This is a genomic window from Microbacterium candidum, from assembly GCF_030315975.1.
Taxonomy (GTDB): Bacteria; Actinomycetota; Actinomycetes; order Actinomycetales; family Microbacteriaceae; genus Microbacterium; species Microbacterium candidum.
Map to the genome: position 1 here is coordinate 84266 of NZ_JASXSZ010000006.1, position 20450 is coordinate 104715.

The following is a 20450-nucleotide window of genomic DNA, read 5'->3' on the forward strand; positions in this document are numbered from 1 at the left end:
CGACCATCCTACCGTGCGCCAACCGCGCCGACGAATCGGCAACCGAACCCAGCGCAGCGCGCCTCACGCCACCGCGCCGCCCGCGTACACGGAGCCCGGCCGGACGAACAGCGACCGCGGCACCACGAGCGCCCGCCATCGCGCACTCGGCGAGAGGGACGACAGGAGCGAGGTGCGGACGGAGGCTGCGGCATCCGCCATCGCCTCGCCCTGCCACTGCCCGCGCAGGCCACCGCGCCCGTAGGACGCGCGCTCGATGCCGTTCAAGAGCACCGCGAGCTGGTCGGGATGCACGAAGCCCAGCGCGCCCAGCCGGGCCGCGAAGGCGCGCGGCGACTCGCTCGCGGGCACGGACATGCCGATGTCGATGGCGGCCTCCTGCAGGTAGGTCCACGCCGCGGCGGCGTTCTCCTCGTGCGCAGCCGCGAGCAGGCGCCGCCGGCGGAGGAGTCCGATGAGTCCGGGGACCATCGCCGCGATGAGGAGGCCGACGGCCGCGCCGATCCACGGCGCCGGGTTGACGGTCGCCGCGGCGGCGGCCGATCCCCTGTTCGCGTTCGTCTCGTCGAGCTTGTTGCCGCCCAGGTTCTGCTTCGGCGTCGCCGACTGCGAGGGCGACGTCGGCGTCGGCCGGTTGACGGCGCCGGGGCCGTTCGCGATCGCTGCGTTGAACGCCGTCGGGGTGCCGAGACCCTTCGTCGGCTCGAACGGCACCCAGCCGATGCCCTGGAAATAGACCTCGGGCCACGCGTGCAGCTGCGAGCTCATCACCGTGTACAGCCCGGGGTCCGCGCCCACGGCCGCCGACGCCATTCCGGGGAGGTATCCGACGACGATGCGCGAGTGCATCCCGAGGATCCTCGCCATGACCGCGAACGCGGAGGCGAAGTGGATGCAGTAGCCCTCCTTCTTCTGCAGGAAGGCGTCGATCGACGCGAGACCCGACGTGTCGAAGCCGCCGGTGCGCGGCGCGGTCAGCGAGTACGTGAAGTCGGGCCCGCGGAACCAGTCCTGGAGGTCGAGGAGCGCGTCGTAGTCGGTCGCCGCCCCCGCTGTGACCTCGCGGGCGAGCTGGCCGATGAGGGCCGGGACCGGCTCGGGCAGCGTCGACGTGGTCGGCTCGTCCGCCGCTGCTCCGTCGACGCTCGTCGCGGAGGACGCCCGGATCTGCTCCGACGTGGGGTTCGGCACCTGCGTCGTCACCTCGTACGCCTGGCCGTCCGACGTGTTGACGCTGCCGACGATCGTGCGGTTGTCGCGCATGACCGACCAATCCGCGCCGAGGTCGGCCACCCCGACGGCGGGATAGGGCACGGGTAGCCAGCGGGTGGACAGGTTGAGGATGTTGACGGTCGTCGTCGTCTTCATGAGGGCGATGCCCTTGTCGACCTGGACCTTCTCGAAGCTGGAGGTGCGCTCCACCGGCCACACGGGCCCGGCGTCAGGCTGCCAATCGGTGCCGGAGAAGTCGGACAGCGTCGCGACGCGCAGATACGGTGCAGCCGCCCCCGACGTCCTCACGGTCAGGACTTCCGTGTCGACAGGGCGGCGCAGGTCGTCGCCGAGTCGCAGCGACGCGTCGATCGTGACGGCTGCGCTCCCGAATCCGGCATGCACGCCCGGCGAGGGGAGGAGCGGAGTCAGAACGAGCGCGACGACGAGCCCGATCGCCCCGATCCCCGCGGCCATCGCGGTCGTGCTCGATCGCGTGGGTGGAGCGCTCGGCGCGCGCGGCGCGGCCCAGGAGGGGCCCGAGCGCTTCGGGGGAGCCGTCTGCGCCCACGATCGCGCGACGGGTCCGGGGACGGTGCCCGCCTGCTCGCGCCGCAGCTGCGTATCGGTTCGGATGAGGAACAGGATGCAGATCGCGAGGAAGACGAAGGCGGCCGGGTCGAAGTCCGCGGGCACCGCGATCGCGGGCGCGAGCGACAGCGCGATGAAGCCGACGGCGGCGAGCAGCGGCATCCGAGCCGTCACGACCACGTGGTCGAACACGATCGCGAGGAGACCGGTCAGGGCGGCCATGACGATCGACAGGCCCAGGTTGGGGCTCAGCGGCGCGCTCCCGTACTGGATCTGCTCCAGGGCCGAGGAGATGGCGGTGGATGCCGCATCGACCGTCGCGCGCGTCGGGATGACGAGGAGGATCGCGGTCGGGGCGAAGAAGAACCCGGTGACCACGGCGATCCAGACCACGACCTCGGCGACGGCCACGCCGACAGCCGGAAGGCGCATGCCGCGCGCGAAGACGCCGGTGGCGAGGATGAGGGCGGCGATGCCGAGCGCGACGATCATCCACCAGCCGAGGCTGATGACCCGGAGGATCGGCACCAGGGAGGCGAACAGGGCGGCGAGCGTGCCGCCGGCGAGCACGAGGTCGCCCGGTCGCGGACGCCACTGCGACAGGGAACGGGGGCGCGACTGATCAGGCGCGGACACGGCCGACCCTCCGGTGTGCGACGCCCCACGACTCGAGGAGGTCCTCGCCGGGGGGAACGGGGATGACGCGCCATCCGGCGGCCTGCGCATCCCGGAACGCGTCCGGATCGGGGCCGATCCCGATGAGGAGCCCGGGGCTTCCCACGGGGACATGCATCGCCGGATGTCCCGTCTGTCCGGTGATGAGCACGGTCGGACCGGTTCCGAAGTCGAGGCCGGCGGTCGCGTCCGCGGGAGTGCGGCGTCCGTCGTCGAGCTTTGCGACGAGGGTCGCGAAGCTCGTCGCCATCGCGGCGACCTCGTCGCCGTCGCCACCGGGGATCGGATCCCACAGCTCGGTGCCGTCGGCATCCCTGATCGCCACGTGATAGCCGTCGCGCACGAGCCGCGCCACCGTGGACACGGCCGCCGTCACCGCGACCTCGAACGCGGGGTCGGCCCCGGGGCGGCCTGCCGCGCCGGGACCCCACACCTCCGCGGCGCGGTCGAGGACCACGGTCGCCTGCGGGGTCGACTCCTGCTCCTCCTGGCGCACCATGAGGGTGTCGCGGTGGGCGGTCGCCCGCCAGTGGATGCGGCGCATCGAATCGCCGGAGACGTACGGGCGTGCGATCAGGTTGTCCGCGCCCTGGCCGAGCCGGCTCGTCGTGGTCAGGTTCGTGCCGCCGGCCTCGCCCGCGGGATCCCACAGCGGGGGCAGCTCGACGATCGCGGGGGCGACGGTCACGCGCGTCGTCGAGCCGACGGTGGTCGCCCGGCGGGCGAGCCCGAACGGGTCGCCCGTCGTGACCGACAGCGGGCCGAGCGCGTACACGCCGCGCTCGGTCGCCGTGAGCGGATAGTCGAACTCGACGGTGCGGTCGCCGCCGGCAAGGCCAGAGCCGATCGCCGGCAGTCCGCCCGCCGCGGCGCCCGCGAGACCTCGCGGCAGCGCGTCGCGCCAGGATCCGGCCGCGCTCGGCAGCGGCGAGCGCACCTCCATGTGCACGTGGACGCGGAGTTCGCCGCCGACGGACGGGATGTCGGGGACGAGCGTGCGCGTCACGGTCTCGCTGTGCCGTACGAGATAGAGGGTCGCGAAGCCGGCGCCCACGACGGCGATGAGGAGAACGCCGAAGTAGACGAGCTCGATGATCCCCAGTTGGCCTGCGCCGATGAAGCACGCGACCGCGAGGACGAGGGCTCCCGTTCCCCGTCCCGTCAGCGGCCACGCACGGCGCATGCGACCTCCTCGGCGCCTCACCGCCGCGAGGCGATCGGCACGCGCACCGACGCGGCGATCTGCTCGAGCGTGTCCGCGATGGCGTCGCCCGACCGGGTGCGCACGCTGCCCGCGGTGCGCGCCGCGATGAGGCGGTGGGCGAAGACGGGGACGAGGAGCGCCGTGATGTCGTCCGGGATGACGAAGCCGCGCCCGTCGAGCGCGGCGCGCACCTTCGCGGCGCGCACGAGCTGCAGCGTCGCACGGGGGCTCGCGCCCAGGCGCAGGTCGGGATGCGTGCGCGTCGCCTGCGCGAGCGCGACGGCGTACTCCTCGATGGCGGGGGAGACGTGCACGGCGCGCACCCACGCGATGAGGTCGAGCACCTGGCCGGAGGAGACGACCGGCCGGATGTCGTCCAGCGGATTGACGGTGTCGCGCTGACGGAGCATGAGCGCTTCGGCGGCCGCATCCGGGTACCCCATCGAGATGCGCATCATGAAGCGGTCGCGCTGCGCCTCCGGCAGGGCGTACGTGCCCTCCATCTCCAGCGGGTTCTGCGTCGCGACGACGAGGAACGGCTCGGCGAGGGGATGCGACCGGCCGTCGACGGTGACCTGACCCTCCTCCATCGCCTCCAGCAGCGCCGACTGCGTCTTGGGCGACGAGCGGTTGATCTCGTCCGCGATCACGATGTTCGCGAACACGGCGCCGGGCTTGAACTCGAACTCGCGCTCGACCGGGTTGTAGACGCTCACGCCGGTCACGTCTCCGGGGAGGAGATCGGGGGTGAACTGGATGCGGCGGACCGTGGCATCCACGGATGCCGCCAGCGCCCGCGCCAGCATCGTCTTGCCGACCCCCGGCACGTCCTCGATGAGGAGGTGCCCCTCGGCGAGGAGGGCTGTCAGGGCGAAGCGCACCGCATCCGGCTTCCCGTCGATCACCCGGCCGACGGCGTCGAGGATCGCGTTCGTCGCCTCCGCGAAGGCGGCGTCGGTGAGCGGATCGGTGCTGTCCAAGGTCCCTGCCATGAGCCCTCCCGGGCGAGCGACTGTGCTCGTTTCTTGATCGTATCCCGCTGGTCAACGGGGGTGCTCGGCTCCGGGTAGACTGTCAGAAGCTCTCCGCGAGGCGGCATCCAGGCCAACTCCCCCAGGACGGAAACGTAGCAAGGGTAACCGGGCTCTGCCGGGTTCGCGGAGAGTCTTTCTTTTTCCTGGACTATTTCCTGGACTTTTTCCGGTCCCGCGCCGAGTGGGCCGGAAGGGGCCGCGCGTAGGCTGAGGCCGTGGCGCAGAGCATCTTCATCACGTCGGCGGAAGGTCACTCGGGGAAGTCCACGATCGCGCTCGGCGTGCTCGATGCGCTGAGCCGCGCGACACCGCGCGTGGGTGTCTTCCGTACGATCGCGCGGTCGACGGTCGAGCGCGACTACGTCCTGGAGATGCTGCTCGAGCACGCGGGCGTCGACCTGCCGTACGAGCTGTGCGTCGGCGTCACGTACGACCAGGTGCGCGCCGACCCGGAAGCCGCGCTCGCGGTCGTCGTCGAGCGGTTCAAGGCCGTCGAGGCGCAGTGCGACGCGGTCGTGGTCCTCGGCAGCGACTACACGGATGTCGGGAGCCCGGCCGAGCTGGCCTACAACGCGCGCATCGCCGCGAATCTCGGCGTGCCGGTCCTGCTCGTCCTCGGGGGGCGGTCGCAGTCGGGTGCTGTGCCGGAGCAGCTGGGGACCACCATCCCGCGCTCTCCCGCCGAAGTGGGGCAGATCGCCGCCCTCGCACTCGGCGAGCTCGCGCACGAGCGGGCGCAGCTGCTCGCCGTCGTCGTCAATCGCGCCGACGCCGACCGCCTGGACGAGGTCGTGGCATCCGTCAGCGCGGTCGTCGCCGCCGGCGCCCAGGACCGTCCCGTCTGGGCGCTGCCGGAGGACCGCATGCTCGTCGCGCCATCGGTGCGCGGGGTCATGCGGGCGCTCGACGCGCGTTTCGTGCGCGGCGACCAGGAGCTCCTGACCCGTGAGGTGCTCAGCGTCGTCATCGCGGGAATGTCGATGGTGAACGTACTGCCGCGGCTGCAGGACAGCGCCGTCGTCGTCATCGCGGCCGATCGCGCCGACGTGCTCCTCGCGACGCTCCTCGCCAACGCCTCGGGCACCTTCCCGTCGCTGGCCGCCGTCGTCCTCAACGGGCCGTTCGAGCTGCCCGACGAGATCGAGCGCCTCATCGACGGCCTCGTCTCGCCGCTCCCGATCCTCGCCACCGACCTCGGCACATACGAGACGGCGACGCGGGTGATGGGCGCGCGCGGGCGGCTCGCCGCCGACTCCCAGCGCCGGTACGACACGGCCCTGCAGCTGTTCGAGGACCACGTCGACACCGCCGAGCTCGTGCGGCTCCTCGGCCTCGCGCGGGCGAGCGTCGTCACGCCGCTCATGTTCGAGTACGGCCTCATCGAGCGCGCCCGCGCCGACCGCCGCCGCATCGTGCTGCCCGAAGGGGACGACGACCGCATCCTCCGTGCCGCCGCCACCGTGCTCGCGCGCGGCATCGCGGACCTGACGATCCTCGGCGAGGAGATCGAGGTGCGCCACCGGGCGCTCGAGCTCGGCATCGACATCAAGGCGGCGCAGGTCCTGAGCCCGTTCGATCCGGTCCTGGTCCACCGTTTCGCCGCCGAGTACGCGCAGCTGCGCGCGCACAAGGGGGTCACGTACGAGCGCGCCGCCGACACGGTGACGGATGTCTCGTACTTCGGCACGATGATGGTCCATTCCGGACTCGCCGATGGCATGGTGTCGGGCGCCGCGCATACGACCGCGCACACCATCCGTCCCGCGTTCGAGATCATCAAGACGCGCCCGGGGGTGTCGGTCGTCTCGTCGGTGTTCCTCATGGCGCTCGCCGACCGCGTGCTCGTCTACGGCGACTGCGCCGTCATCCCCGATCCGACCGCCGTCCAGCTGGCGGACATCGCCGTGTCGTCGGCGGCGACCGCCGAGCAGTTCGGCATCGAGCCGCGCGTGGCGATGCTGTCGTACTCGACGGGGGAGTCCGGGTCGGGCGCCGACGTCGACAAGGTGCGCGAGGCCACAGCGCTCGTGCGGGAGCGGGCTCCCGAGCTGCCGGTCGAGGGGCCGATCCAGTACGACGCGGCGGCGGATGCGGCGGTCGCCGCGGCGAAGCTGCCGGGATCCGCAGTGGCCGGACGGGCGACGGTGTTCGTGTTCCCCGACCTCAACACCGGCAACAACACGTACAAGGCCGTGCAGCGCTCGGCCGGTGCGATCGCGATCGGCCCCGTGCTCCAAGGCCTCAACCGGCCCATCAACGACCTCTCGCGCGGCGCCCTCGTCGACGACATCGTGAACACCATCGCGATCACTGCCATCCAGGCGCAGGAGGCGTCGGCATGACCCCGGTGCTCGTCATCAACAGCGGCTCGTCGTCGCTGAAGTACCAGCTGATCGACATGGATGCCGAGGCCGTGCTCGCGACCGGACTCATCGAGCGGATCGGCGTGGGCGGTTCGACAGCCCCGGGTGGCGGGATCGGGATGCTGGCGCACACCGTCCGGGGGTCGTCGGAGGGTGCCGCGTTCCTCGATGCGACGTACCGCGAGGAACTTTCCGTCCCCGACCACGACGCAGCCTTCCGGGCGATGCTCGATGCGTTCGCGACCAACGGGCCGGCGCTCGACCCTGTCGCGGTGGGGCACCGCGTCGTGCACGGCGGGGCGCGGTTCTTCGAGCCGACGCTCATCACGCCGCTCGTCGAGATCAACATCGACGAGCTGTCGGTGCTCGCGCCGCTCCACAATCCGGCGAACCTCGCCGGCATCCTCGCCGCGCGCGCCGCCTTCCCCGCCATCCCGCATGTCGCGGTGTTCGACACGGCGTTCCATCAGACGCTCGCGCCCGCCGCCTACACCTACGCGATCGACGCGGCCCTCGCCGCGCACCACCGCATCCGCCGCTACGGATTCCACGGCACGAGTCACAAGTTCGTCAGCGAGGCCGCGGCGGCGTTCCTGGGCCGGCCGCTGTCTGAGCTGCGCCAGATCGTCTTCCATCTCGGCAACGGCGCGTCGGTCGCCGCCGTCGAGGCGGGGCGCTCCGTCGACACGTCGATGGGCTTCACGCCGCTCGAGGGGCTCGTGATGGGCACGCGCTCCGGCGACATCGATCCTGCCCTCCTCTTCCAGCTCGCACGCCGGGACGGCATGACGATCGACGACCTCGATGCGCTCGTGAACACGCGCAGCGGCCTGCTGGGGCTGTCCGGCGCGTCGGACATGCGCGACGTCCTCGCCGGCCGGGAGCGGGGGGATGCCGCATCCACCCTCGCGTTCGACGTGTACGTCCACCGCCTCCGCGCCTACGCGGGCGCCTACATCGCGCAGCTCGGGGGAGTGGACGTCATCTCCTTCACCGCCGGAGTCGGCGAGAACGCGGCGCCGGTGCGCGCGGCGGCCCTCGAGACCCTCGGATTCGCGGGAATCGAGGTGGATGCGGAGCGCAACGCTGCGCGCGAGCGCGGCATCCGCGTCATCTCCACGGATGCCTCGCCGGTGACCGTCCTCGTCGTGCCGACGAACGAGGAGCTCGAGATCGCCCGGCAGACCCTCGAGGTCGACCGCGCCTGATCGGGCCGGTTCCGCTCCTGCGCAGACAGGCCCCTGAGAGCCCGTTAGCCTGGGAGGACGAGATCCAGTCCGCATCCGATCCGCCCTGGAGGCTTCGTGACCAGCGCCGACCTGCCCGATCTGACCGCAGCCGACGCCGTCCTGTTCGATCTGGATGGTGTCCTCACGCCCACCGCCGACGTGCACATGCGCGCCTGGCGCACCCTCTTCGAGGGGCTGTTCGCCGAGTGGGACATCACGCCGGCCTACACCGACGCCGACTACTACGCGCACCTCGACGGCCGCACGCGGTACGAGGGCGTCGCCAGCGTCCTGCGCTCGCGCGACGTGGAGCTCAAGTGGGGCGATCCGTCCGACGCGCCGGACGTCAAGACCGTGTGCGGCGTCGGCAACCGAAAGAACGCGGAGTTCGCCCGCATCCTGCGCGAAGAGGGCATCGCGCCCTACCCGGGCTCCCTGCGCGTGCTCGACTCGCTCGCGGCGGCGGGGACTCCCGCAGCTGTCGTCTCGAGCTCGAAGAACGCGGAGGAGGTGCTGCAGGCGGCCGGCATCCGCGACCGCTTCCCGGTCGTCGTGGACGGCATCGTGGCCGCCCGGGAGCACCTCGCCTCGAAGCCCGCGCCCGACATCTTCCTGTACGCGACGAAGCTCCTCGGCGTGGAGCCGAGCCGCTGCATCGGCGTCGAAGACGCCATCAGCGGCGTGCGGTCCGTCGCCGCCGGCGGCTTCGCGGCGGTCGTGGGCGTCGACCGGGGCGTCGGAGCGCACGCGCTGTCCGCCGCGGGCGCTACCGTAGTCGTCTCCGACCTCGACGAATTCGTCTCCTGAACCCCTCCGGAAGGCACTCCCCATGATGGATCGCGATCGGTTCCCCGTCGACGAATGGCGTCTCGTGGAGACGTCGTTCTCGCAGGAGGACGCCGGCGTCACCGAGACCCTGTTCGCCGTCGGCAACGGCTATCTGGGCCTGCGCGGCAACCATCCGGAAGGCCGGCTCGCGTTCGAGCACGGGACCTACGTCAACGGGTTCCACGAGACGTTCGCGATCCAGCACGCGGAGAACGCGTACGGACTCGCCGAGATCGGGCAGACGATCGTGGATGCGCCGGATGCCAAGGTCATGCGGGTGTACGTCGATGACGAGCCGCTCTCCCTCGACGTCGCCGAGCTCCTCGAGTACGAGCGCGCGCTGGACATGCGCGACGGCGTCCTGCGCCGCCGCATCCTGTGGCGCACGCCCTCCGGCAAGGAGGTGCGGGTCGACTACGACCGGCTCGTGTCGTTCGAGGAGCGGCACCTCGCGATCATGCGCCTGGACGTCACCGTCCTCAACGCCGACGCCCCCGTGACGATCAGCTGCCAGCTCGTGAACCGGCAGGACGGCGAGGACGTCTACGGCGGCTCGTCCCCGGCCGCGGGCCCCGGCGGTGCCACGTTCGATCCGCGCAAGGCGGAGCGGCTGCGCGAGCGCGTGCTGCAGCCGCAGGAGTTCTGGCAGGACGGGCTGCGCTCGGCCCTCAGCTATCGCGTCTCCCGGTCGGGGATGACGATCGCGGTCGCGGCGGACCACATCATCGAGACCGAGAACGCGTACACCGCGCGCACGCAGATCGAGCCGGACATCGCGAAGAACGTCTTCCGCGTGCAGGCGCGGGCGGGTGTCCCGGTGCGGGTCGTGAAGCTCGTCGCGTACCACACGTCGCGCGCCGTGCCCCCGCGCGAGCTCGTCGACCGGTGCCGGCGCACCCTCGACCGGGCGGCCGTCGAGGGCGTCGCCGACCATTACCGGCGTCAGCGGCTGTGGCTCGACGCGTTCTGGGCGCGCTCCGACGTGCGGGTGGGCGGGCAGCCCGCGATCCAGCAGGCGACGCGGTGGTGCCTCTTCCAGCTCGCACAGGCGGCGGCGCGCGCCGACAGCATGGGCGTGCCAGCGAAGGGCATGACCGGGTCCGGCTACAGCGGCCACTATTTCTGGGACACCGAGATCTACGTCCTGCCCTTCCTCGCCTACACGTCCCCGCTCTGGGCGCGCAACGCGCTGCGGATGCGGTACCTCATGCTTCCCGCGGCCCGCAAGCGCGCGGCCATGCTGAACGAGGCCGGGGCGCTCTTCCCGTGGCGCACGATCAACGGGGAGGAGGCGTCCGCCTACTACGCGGCCGGCACCGCGCAGTACCACATCAACGCCGACGTCTCGTATGCCCTCGGGAAGTACGTGCGCGCGAGCGGCGACGAGGAGTTCCTGGAGTCGGAGGGTGTCGACATCCTCGTCGAGACCGCGCGCCTCTGGGCGACGCTCGGGTTCTGGCGCGAGGTGGATGGCGTGGGGACGTTCCACATCCACGGCGTCACCGGCCCTGACGAGTACACGACGGTCGTGAACGACAACATGTTCACGAACGTCATGGCGCGGTTCAACCTCCGCTACGCCGCCCGCACGGTGCGGGAGCTCGCCGAGAAAGACGGCGAGATGTACCGCAAGCTCGTCACCCGCCTGCAGCTCGACCCGGCCGAGGCCGACGCGTGGGAGATGGCCGCCGAGGCGATGCACATCCCGTTCAGCGAGGCCCTTGGCATCCACCCGCAGGACGAGGTGTTCCTCGAGCGCGAGGTGTGGGACCTCGAGCACACGCCCGCCGACAAGCGGCCGCTGCTGCTGCACTTCCACCCGCTCGTCATCTACCGGTACCAGGTGCTCAAGCAGGCCGACGTCGTCCTTGCTCTGTTCCTGCAGGGCAACCACTTCACGCCCGAGCAGAAGCGCGCCGACTTCGACTACTACGACCCGCTGACGACGGGCGACTCGACGCTGTCCGCGGTCGTGCAGTCGATCCTCGCGAGCGAGGTCGGCTATCAGGATCTCGCGCTCGAGTACTTCCAGGAGTCGCTCTTCGTAGATCTCGCAGACCTGCACCACAACGCGTCCGACGGCGTGCACGTCGCCTCCGCCGGAGGCGTGTGGTCGGCGCTCGTGAGCGGATTCGGCGGCATGCGCGACCACTACGGCGAGCTGTCGTTCGACCCGCGTCTGCCCGAGGAATGGGACGACCTCGAGTACACGATGCACTGGCACGGGACGCCGCTGCACGTCACGCTGCGCCGCGATGCGCTGGTGGTGCGGGCGGACGCGGGCCGACCGGTGACCTTCCACGTCCGCGGCGTCGAGCACACCGTCGAAGCAGACGGCACGGTGTCCGTCCCGCTCGAAGGGCAGGGGCCCGTCATCGCCGGACGCCCGACGCATCGCCGGTTCTCGTCGGCACGTCGAGAGGACGGCACCCTGCTGTCGGCGTCGATCCCGACCATCACGTCGGCGATCCCGATCATCGAGGAGGAGCCGGGACTCGTCGACGGTCACGTGTGAGCGCCGTCGGTTCCGGTGTCCGACCCACGCCGTAGGCTGGTCGGGTGACCACCGCTCTGTATCGCCGCTACCGTCCCGAGACGTTCGGCGAGATGATCGGCCAGTCGCAGGTGACCGAGCCGCTGATGACCGCGCTGCGCGGCAACCGCGTCGGCCACGCCTACCTCTTCTCCGGGCCGCGCGGCTGCGGCAAGACGACGTCGGCGCGCATCCTCGCGCGGTGCCTCAATTGCGCTGAGGGGCCGACCGACGTGCCGTGCGGAAAGTGCGACAGCTGTATCGAACTCGGCCGCGGGGGAGGCGGGTCGCTCGACGTCGTCGAGATCGACGCGGCGAGCCACAACGGCGTCGACGACGCCCGCGATCTGCGCGAGCGGGCGATCTTCGCGCCGGCGCGCGATCGCTACAAGATCTTCATCCTCGACGAGGCACACATGGTGACGCCGCAGGGCTTCAACGCCCTGCTCAAGCTCGTCGAGGAGCCGCCGGACCACGTCAAGTTCATCTTCGCGACGACCGAGCCCGAGAAGGTCATCGGCACGATCCGCTCGCGCACGCACCACTACCCGTTCCGGCTCGTGGCTCCCGGCGCCATGCTCGACTACGTCGCGCAGCTCTGCGAGACCGAGGGAGTGAAGGTCGAGCCCGGCGTGCTGCCGCTCGTCGTGCGGGCCGGCGGCGGGTCGCCGCGTGACACGCTGTCGCTCCTCGACCAGCTCATCGCGGGGTCCGATGCCACCGACGGCGAGGTGCTCGTCCGCAACGAGCGCGCGGTCGCGCTCCTCGGCTACACGCCGGGAGAACTGCTGGATGCGGTGATCGAGGCGTTCGCGGGTCAGGATGCGGCCGCCGCCTTCAGCGCCGTCGACCGGGTCGTGCAGACCGGCCAGGATCCGCGGCGCTTCGTCGACGACCTCCTCGAGCGGCTGCGCGACCTCATCGTCATCGCCGCGACCGGGGCCGGCGCCGCGGGGGTGCTGCGCGGGGTTCCGGCCGACGAGCTCGAGCGGATGACGCGGCAGGCCGCCGCATTCGGCTCCGAGCGGCTCTCGCGCACGGCCGATCTCGTCATCGGCACGCTCGACGAGATGACGGGCGCGACGTCGCCGCGTCTGCAGCTCGAGCTCATGGTCGCGCGGGTCCTCGCGCACGGGGGAGCTGGCGTTGGTGGCGCTCCCGTCGTCGCCGCGGCGCCCACCGCCGCTGCCCAGCCCCCGGTCATTGAGCGAGCGAGGAACGAGCGAGACGAAACGCAGCAGACCGTGCCCCCCGTCGTTGAGCGAGCGAGGAACGAGCGAGACGAAACGCAGCAAGCCGTGCCCCCGGTCGTTGAGCGAGCGAGGAACGAGCGAGACGAAACGCAGCAAGCTGACGTCGAAAGCTCACCGCGTTTCGACTCGCTTCGCTCGCTCAACGACCCGCAAGGGAGTGAGCCCCAGCCTGCCGAGGTGGCCCCGGCAGAACCGGCCTCGCAGGAAGCCGCCCCCGCAGCACCCGCCGCGCCTGCCGGCCCGCTCACGCTCGATGCCATCCGCGCGGCGTGGCCCGATGTCCTGTCCCGCCTCGAGCGCATCAGCCGGTCGTCGTGGCTCGTGGTCTCCGAAGCCGCCGTCGCCGATGTCGGCGAGGGCGACGTTCTGACACTGGCCTTCCGCAACCCCAGCGACCTCAACCGCTTCAAGCAGCGTCCCGCCGACGGCGGGCCGAGCGAGGCCCTGCGCGCAGCGATCCGCGGCGTGCTCGGGGTGACCGTGAAGTACCTTGCCCGGCTGGACGACGAGCCGTCGGGTGGTGGGTCCGGTGGGTCCTCCGCTCCGCAGGCGTCCGGCGGTCCCGCGGGATCCGCCCCCGCGGGCGACGGCGGTCGCAGCGCGTCGTCGCGACCCGCCGGCGCCGAGTCCGGCGCCGTCCGCGCTCCCGGACGTTCGGCGGCTCCCGAGCGGGCATCCGCATCCACCGACCGCCTCGCATCCGCGCATCGCGCCGAATCCGGCGGACGCCCTGCATCCGCGTCCGCCGCCGCGGCGGTGACGGAGTGGGCCGTCGCGCCCATCCCCTCGAGCGGCGAGAGCGCACCCGCATCCAGCCCGCTCGCCGTCGATGACGAGCCCGAGGAGGCGACCGCGCGGACGGCGACCGCGACGCTCCCGCGCGAGGGCGACGTGCTCCCCGCCGGCGACATCGTGCCGTCGATGGAGGAGCCGCCCGAGTACGACGACGAGGACGCCCCGCCGCCCCCGCCCGACGACTATGTCCCGCCGACCGTCGCCCCGCGCCTGGCGCCGACGATCACATCGCGCGACGACGGCGTCCAGCGCTACGGCGAGGCGGTGGTGCGCCAAGTGCTCGGCGCCACCTTCGTCCGTGAAGAGCCCTACGAGTCCCCGACGAGGTTCTCCTGATGTACGACGGCATCGTCCAGGATCTGATCGACGAGTTCGGTCGCCTGCCCGGTATCGGCCCCAAGTCCGCTCAACGCATCGCGTTCCACATCCTGCAGACCCCGGGCTTCGATGTCTCCCGGTTGGCGAAGCTGCTCGGCGAGGTGCGCGAGAAGGTGCGCTTCTGCGAGATCTGCGGCAACGTCACCGAGCAGGAGCGCTGCGCGATCTGCCGCGACCCGCGCCGCAACCAGACCCTCATCTGCGTCGTCGAGGACGCGAAGGATGTCGCGGCCATCGAGCGCACGCGCGAGTTCCGCGGGCTCTATCACGTGCTCGGCGGCGCGATCAGCCCGATCGCCGGCATCGGTCCCGACGATCTGCGCATCACACAGCTCATGCAGCGGCTCGCCGACGGCACCGTGCAGGAGGTCATCCTCGCCACGAACCCCAACCTCGAGGGCGAGGCGACAGCCACATACCTCAGCCGACTGCTGCACACGCTCGAGATCAGTGTCACCCGCCTCGCCTCCGGACTGCCGGTCGGCGGCGACCTCGAGTACGCCGACGAGGTGACGCTCGGCCGCGCGTTCGAGGGCCGGCGCAGCATATGACGCACACCGTCAGCGCGCGGGCGTGGTGGCTGTACGGCGCGATGGCGCTGCTGTGGGGCATCCCGTATCTGTTCATCAGCGTGACGGTCGAGACGATCTCGCCCGCCGCCATGGTCGCGGGCCGCACGCTCCTCGGCGCCGTCATCCTGCTGCCGTTCGCGATCAAGCGGGGCGCGCTGAAGCCGGCGATGAAGCGCTGGCCGTGGGTGCTGCTGTTCGGCGCGATCGAGATGGCGGGTCCCTTCCTGCTCCTCGGCCACGCCGAGAAGACGATTCCCTCGGGCCTCACCGGGCTCCTGGTCGCCACCGTTCCGCTGTTCGGTGCGATCATCGCGTTCTTCGGCGGCGATCGAGGGATGCTGCGTCCCCTGCGCCTGGGCGGCCTCGTCGTCGGGTTCGCCGGTGTGGCGATCATCGTCGTGGGCCCGGGGCTCTCCGCCGACGGGCCGGGCGCGCTCCTCGCGATCGGCGAGGTCCTGCTCGTCGCCGTCTGCTACGCGACCGCGCCGTTCGTCGTGGCTCACAAGCTGCAGGGGGTGCCCGCGCTCGGATCGGTGACGATCTCGCTGGCCGCCGTCGGCCTCTTCTATCTGCCGATCGGGATCGCCACCCAGCACCAGACGCCCAGCGTGCCGAGCGCGCTGTCGCTCCTCGCCCTCGCGATCTTCTGCACGGCCCTGGCGTTCATCGCGTTCTTCGCGCTCATCGAACAGGTCGGCCCGGCGCGTGCGCCGCTGTTCACGTACGTCAACCCGGTCGTCGCCATCGTCCTCGGGTCCCTGATCCTGGGCGAGCCGCTCACTCCGGCGCTCCTGATCGGCTTCCCGATCGTGCTCATCGGGTGCTGGTTCGCCGCGACCGGGGGAGTGCTGCGCACCAAGCCCGCCTCCGAGGTGCCGCCGGTCCCCGACGTGACGGAGCTGCCGCGGAGCTGACGACGCGGGATCGTCACGTGGCGAAAGCGGCGCGACCGCTTCCGTAGAATCGAGGTCGGCGGTCGTCGTCCACCGCCGAGATCCCCGGGGGTTCCACTGTGGCGCTGATCGTCCAGAAGTACGGCGGCTCGTCCGTCGCCGACGCCGAGAGCATCAAGCGCGTCGCGAAGCGCATCGTCGACACGCGCCGCGCCGGACACGACGTCGTCGTCGCCGTGAGCGCCATGGGCGACACGACGGATGAACTGCTCGACCTCGCCGGGCAGGTCGCGCCGATCCCCGCGCCCCGCGAGCTCGACATGCTGCTCTCCAGCGGCGAGCGCATCTCGATGGCCCTGCTCGCCATGGCGATCCACTCGATGGGCTTCGAGGCCCGCTCGTTCACCGGCAGCCAGGCCGGCATGATCACGGATGCCACGCACGGCGCCGCGCGCATCGTCGACGTCACCCCGGTGCGCCTGCGCGAAGCGCTCGACGAGGGCGCGATCGTCATCGTCGCGGGCTTCCAGGGCTTCAACCGCGACACCCGCGACATCACCACCCTCGGCCGCGGCGGCTCCGACACGACCGCGGTCGCGCTCGCCGCCGCCCTCGAGGCCGACGTCTGCGAGATCTACAGCGACGTCGACGGCATCTTCACCGCCGACCCGCGGGTCGTGCCGAAGGCGCGCAAGCTCGACCGCATCTCTAGCGAGGAGATGCTCGAGCTCGCGGCCAACGGGGCGAAGGTCCTCTACATCCGCGCTGTGGAGTACGCACGCCGTCACGGCGTGCTCATCCACGCGCGTTCCACGTTCAGCTCGAGCGAAGGCACTCTCGTCATCGACAGCCGCCGCGCCGAGCTTCTCGCACAGGGAGAGCACATGGAAGAGCCGATCGTCGCCGGGGTCGCCACCGACCTCGGGCAGGCCAAGGTCACCGTCGTCGGAGTTCCGGACGTCCCGGGCAAGGCGGCCGAGATCTTCAAGGTCGTCGCGAAGTCCGGCGCCAACGTCGACATGATCGTGCAGAACGTGTCCGCGGCATCCACCGGTCGCACCGACATCTCGTTCACGCTGCCGAAGTCCGAGGCATCCACCGCCCTCAAGGCCCTCGCGGGCGAGCAGGCCGAGATCGGCTTCGAGAGCCTCGTCCACGACGACCAGATCGGCAAGCTGTCGGTCGTGGGCGCCGGGATGCGCACGCACTCGGGCGTCTCGGCGACGCTGTTCGAGGCGCTGAGCGTCGCGGGCGTGAACATCGAGATGATCTCGACGTCCGAGATCCGCATCTCGGTCGTCGTGCGCGGCGACGAGCTCGCCGAGGCGGCGCGCGTCGTGCACACGGCGTACGGTCTCGACGGCGACGCGGATGCCGTCGTCCACGCCGGCACCGGCCGCTGACGCACCTCGACACACGGCGGCCAGGCCCTGTGCGGCGCAGGTAGAATCTCGACAACGCCAGCGCAGGCGCATCGATCCGCCGCGCCGCGCGGCCCGCGACTCCCCGAGGAGCCTCCCATGACCCGCATCTCCGATTCCGGACTCTCCATCGCCGTCGTCGGCGCCACCGGCCAGGTCGGCGGCGCCATGCTCGACATCCTGGAGGAGCGCGGCTACCCGGTGCGCGAGCTGCGCGCGTTCGCGACCGCCCGCTCCGCCGGGTCGGACGTCGTCTTCCAGGGCAAGGCCGTCACGGTGGAGGATGTCGCGACCGCCGACTTTGCCGGCATCGACATCGCGCTCTTCTCCGCGGGCGCGACCGGGAGCCGCACCTACGCCCCGCGCTTCGCGGAGGCCGGTGCGATCGTCGTCGACAACTCGAGCGCGTGGCGCATGGATCCCGACGTGCCGCTCGTCGTCAGCGAGGTCAACCCGCACGCGATCGCCGAGGCGCGCAAGGGCATCATCGCGAACCCCAACTGCACCACGATGGCCGCGATGCCGATCCTGAAGGTCCTCGACGGCGAGGCCGGACTCGAGCGCCTCATCATCAGCACGTACCAGGCCGTCAGCGGCTCGGGCCTCGCTGGCGTCCAGGAGCTCCTCGGCCAGCTCGAGGGCGTCCTCGCGCAGGGCGATGTCGAGCGCCTCGCCCGTGACGGCGCCGCACTCGACTTCCCGCAGCCCGACAAGTACATCGCTCCCATCGCATTCGACGTCATCCCGTTCGCCGGCAACCTCGTCGACGACGGCGACAACGAGACCGACGAGGAGAAGAAGCTCCGCAACGAGAGCCGCAAGATCCTCGAGCTGCCCGAGCTCCGCGTCGCGGGCACGTGCGTGCGCGTCCCCGTCCTCACCGGCCACTCGCTGTCGATCAACGTCGAGTTCGCGCGCGACATCACGCCCGACCGCGCCCGCGAGGTGCTCTCCTCGGCCCCCGGCGTGAAGCTCGAGGAGGTTCCGACGCCGCTGCAGGCAGCAGGGACCGACCCCAGCTACGTGGGCCGCATCCGCGCCGACCAGTCGGCCCCGGAGGGCAAGGGCCTCGTGCTGTTCATCAGCAACGACAACCTGCGCAAGGGCGCGGCGCTCAACGCCGTGCAGATCGCCGAGATCGTCGGCGAACAGCTGTCCGCTCGCGTCTGACTCGATGTACGCCCCGGCGACCGCGGCTACGATCGCTGGCCGTCGGGGCGAACCGGGCGGCCTCGCCGGGACGCCTAGAATTGTCTGGTGACTGAAACCGTAGACGTCCTCCTCATCGGCGGTGGCATCATGAGCGCCACCTTGGGAACGCTCATCCACGAGCTCCAGCCGGAGTGGAAGATCGCCGTCTACGAGCGTCTGCACGACGTCGCGCTGGAGAGCTCCAACGCGTGGAACAACGCAGGCACCGGTCACGCGGCGCTGTGCGAGCTGAACTACATGCCGCAGGCGCCCGACGGCTCCGTCGACCCCGCCAAGGCGATCTCGATCAACGAGCAGTTCCAGCTGAGCCGTCAGTTGTGGTCGACGCTCGTCGAGCGTGGCGTCCTCGACGCCCCGAAGACCTTCATCAACTCCACGCCGCACATGACCTTCGTGCAGGGCGAGAAGGATGTCGCGTACCTGAAGAAGCGCTACGAGACGCTGCGCGACCAGCCGCTGTTCGCCGGCATCGAGTACAGCGAGGACTCCCGCGTCATCAACAAGTGGGCGCCGCTGCTGATGCAGAAGCGCCGCAAGGGCGAGCCGTTCGCGGCGACGCGCGTGCCGGCCGGCACCGATGTCGACTTCGGCGCCCTGACCCATCAGCTCATCGACAATCTGCAGGACAACGGCATCCAGGTCGTCACGAACCGCGAGGTGCGCAGCCTCACCAAGCAGGGCGACGGCACGTGGCTCGTCAAGTACCGCAACTCGATCGGCCGCGCGCCGGGGCGCGTCAAGGCGCGCTTCGTGTTCGTCGGCGCGGGCGGCTGGGCGCTGAAGCTGCTGCAGAACGCGGGCATCGACGAGATCAAGGGCTACGGCTGCTTCCCGATCGGCGGACAGTGGCTCATGACGAGCGACCCCGCGATCGTCCGTCAGCACCAGGCGAAGGTGTACTCCCAGGCATCCGTCGGCGCGCCGCCCATGTCGGTGCCGCACCTGGACACGCGCGTCGTGGATGGTGAGACCTCCGTGCTGTTCGGCCCGTTCGCGACCTTCAGCCCGAAGTTCCTGAAGAACGGGTCGTGGTGGGACATCGTTGGCCAGGTGCGCCCGAGCAACCTCGGCAGCATGCTGAAGGTCGCGTTCACGAACTTCCCCCTCATCAAGTACCTCGTCAGCGAGCTCGCGAAGACGCACCGCAAGAAGGTCGACAGCCTGCGGGTCTTCGTCCCGGCGGCGAAGGATGCGGACTGGAAACTGCTGCAGGCCGGCCAGCGCGCCCAGGTCATGAAGGGCGGCAAGCTGCAGTTCGGCACCGAGGTCGTCGCAGCGAAGGACGGCTCGATCGCGGGTCTGCTCGGCGCATCGCCGGGGGCGTCGACGGCCGTGCCGATCATGCTCGACCTGCTCGAGCGGTGCTTCCCCGACGATTTCGCAGGCTGGGAGCCGAAGCTCAAGGAGCTCATCCCCACCTTCGGCGAGCCCCTCAACCCCGACCCCGAGCTCGCTCGCGAGACGATGGCGGAGACCGCCAAGGAGCTGCAGCTCACCGCCTGATCCGTTCCGTAGACTCGGCGGGTGGCCAAACTCTACTTCCGCTACGGCGCGATGAACTCCGGGAAGTCCACGGCACTGCTGCAGGCCGCATACAACTACGAGGAGCGCGGCCAGCGCGTGCTGCTCGCGAAGCCGCTCATCGACACGAAGGGCGCCGACCAGATCGAGAGCCGGCTGGGTGTCTCGCGCAAGGTCGACTTCCTGATCGGACAGGATGACGTCGCCCGCGACCTGTTCGCCGAGCACCAGGCGCGCGTTCGCTACACCCATGACGAGCTCGCCGGACTCAGCCGCCCGCCCGCCGAGGTCGCGTGCCTGCTCATCGACGAGGCGCAGTTCCTCACCGCGGACCAGGTCGACGACCTCCTGCGCATCGCGGTGCTCGACGGCATCCCGGTATTGGCCTACGGCATCCGCACGGACTTCCGCACCCACGCGTTCCCCGGATCGCGACGCCTCCTCGACATCGCGCACACCGTCGAGGAGTTGAAGACGATCTGCCGCTGCGGCCGCAAGGCTCTCTTCAACGCGCGCGTCGTAGGCGGTCGGTTCGTCTTCGAAGGCGACCAGGTCGCGATCGACGGCGTCGAGGCCAGGTACGAGTCGCTGTGTGCGGAGTGCTACCTCCACGAGTCCGGCGGTCGCCTCGGCTGAGCCCCGCGGGCATGATCTGCGGTCGTTGAGCGAGCGAGGAACGAGCGAGACGAAACGCGATGACCTTCCGAGACACGGTAGGTCGCGTATGGACTCGCTC

14 protein-coding genes and 1 other RNA gene are annotated in these 20450 nt (G+C 70.9%); 12 read left to right on the plus strand and 3 right to left on the minus strand.

Features of this window, described 5'->3' with window-relative positions; genetic code table 11:
* Positions 1–63: 63 nt before the first annotated feature.
* From QSV35_RS16835 to QSV35_RS16845, 3 genes are read right to left on the minus strand one after another with little or no spacing between them, the layout of a single operon-like run.
* Positions 64–2439 (minus strand): transglutaminase TgpA family protein, encoded by a 2376-nt coding sequence (locus tag QSV35_RS16835; protein ID WP_286289984.1) that lies wholly within the window; start codon positions 2437–2439, stop codon positions 64–66.
* The gene (locus QSV35_RS16840; protein ID WP_286289985.1) at positions 2426–3661 is read right to left on the minus strand and encodes a DUF58 domain-containing protein; all 1236 of its coding nucleotides are present in this window, start codon (positions 3659–3661) and stop codon (positions 2426–2428) included. The genes QSV35_RS16835 and QSV35_RS16840 overlap by 14 nt, the downstream gene beginning before the upstream one ends.
* Positions 3662–3678: 17 nt before the next feature.
* A complete protein-coding gene (locus QSV35_RS16845; RefSeq protein WP_286289986.1) occupies positions 3679–4674 on the minus strand; it encodes an AAA family ATPase in 996 nt (331 codons plus the stop codon).
* An 84-nt stretch (positions 4675–4758) separates the two neighbouring features.
* On the opposite strand from QSV35_RS16845, the gene ffs reads away from it, so the two are divergent.
* From ffs to QSV35_RS16905, 12 genes are all read left to right on the plus strand, one after another.
* Positions 4759–4855, plus strand: an RNA gene (gene ffs / locus QSV35_RS16850) — signal recognition particle sRNA small type.
* Positions 4856–4931: 76 nt separating this feature from the next.
* Positions 4932–7058, plus strand: a complete 2127-nt coding sequence (pta, locus tag QSV35_RS16855) for a phosphate acetyltransferase (RefSeq protein ID WP_286289987.1) — start codon at positions 4932–4934, stop codon at positions 7056–7058.
* Positions 7055–8287: an acetate/propionate family kinase gene (locus QSV35_RS16860; RefSeq protein ID WP_286289988.1), complete on the plus strand. Its 1233-nt coding sequence runs from the start codon at positions 7055–7057 to the stop codon at positions 8285–8287. The genes pta and QSV35_RS16860 overlap by 4 nt, the downstream gene beginning before the upstream one ends.
* A 96-nt stretch (positions 8288–8383) precedes the next feature.
* Positions 8384–9115 carry an HAD family hydrolase gene (locus QSV35_RS16865; protein WP_286289989.1) on the plus strand — a complete coding sequence of 244 codons (732 nt, stop codon included), beginning with the start codon at positions 8384–8386 and terminating at the stop codon, positions 9113–9115.
* A 22-nt stretch (positions 9116–9137) separates the two neighbouring features.
* Positions 9138–11651, plus strand: a complete 2514-nt coding sequence (locus tag QSV35_RS16870; protein ID WP_286289990.1) for a glycoside hydrolase family 65 protein — start codon at positions 9138–9140, stop codon at positions 11649–11651.
* A gap of 44 nt (positions 11652–11695) precedes the next feature.
* Positions 11696–14053, plus strand: coding sequence for a DNA polymerase III subunit gamma and tau (locus QSV35_RS16875; protein WP_286289991.1), 2358 nt, complete (start codon positions 11696–11698; stop codon positions 14051–14053).
* Positions 14053–14646, plus strand: a complete 594-nt coding sequence (gene recR / locus QSV35_RS16880) for a recombination mediator RecR (protein WP_286289992.1) — start codon at positions 14053–14055, stop codon at positions 14644–14646. The genes QSV35_RS16875 and recR overlap by 1 nt, the downstream gene beginning before the upstream one ends.
* On the plus strand, positions 14643–15581 hold the full coding sequence (locus QSV35_RS16885) for a DMT family transporter (protein ID WP_286289993.1): 939 nt from the start codon (positions 14643–14645) through the stop codon (positions 15579–15581). The genes recR and QSV35_RS16885 overlap by 4 nt, the downstream gene beginning before the upstream one ends.
* Positions 15582–15679: 98 nt before the next feature.
* Positions 15680–16963 carry an aspartate kinase gene (locus QSV35_RS16890; protein ID WP_286289994.1) on the plus strand — a complete coding sequence of 428 codons (1284 nt, stop codon included), beginning with the start codon at positions 15680–15682 and terminating at the stop codon, positions 16961–16963.
* 117 nt (positions 16964–17080) lie between these two features.
* Positions 17081–18151, plus strand: coding sequence for an aspartate-semialdehyde dehydrogenase (locus QSV35_RS16895; RefSeq protein ID WP_286289995.1), 1071 nt, complete (start codon positions 17081–17083; stop codon positions 18149–18151).
* Between the two features lie 87 nt (positions 18152–18238).
* The gene (gene mqo, locus QSV35_RS16900; RefSeq protein WP_286289996.1) at positions 18239–19696 is read left to right on the plus strand and encodes a malate dehydrogenase (quinone); all 1458 of its coding nucleotides are present in this window, start codon (positions 18239–18241) and stop codon (positions 19694–19696) included.
* A 21-nt stretch (positions 19697–19717) separates the two neighbouring features.
* Positions 19718–20350, plus strand: coding sequence for a thymidine kinase (locus QSV35_RS16905; protein ID WP_286289997.1), 633 nt, complete (start codon positions 19718–19720; stop codon positions 20348–20350).
* Positions 20351–20450: the final 100 nt, after the last annotated feature.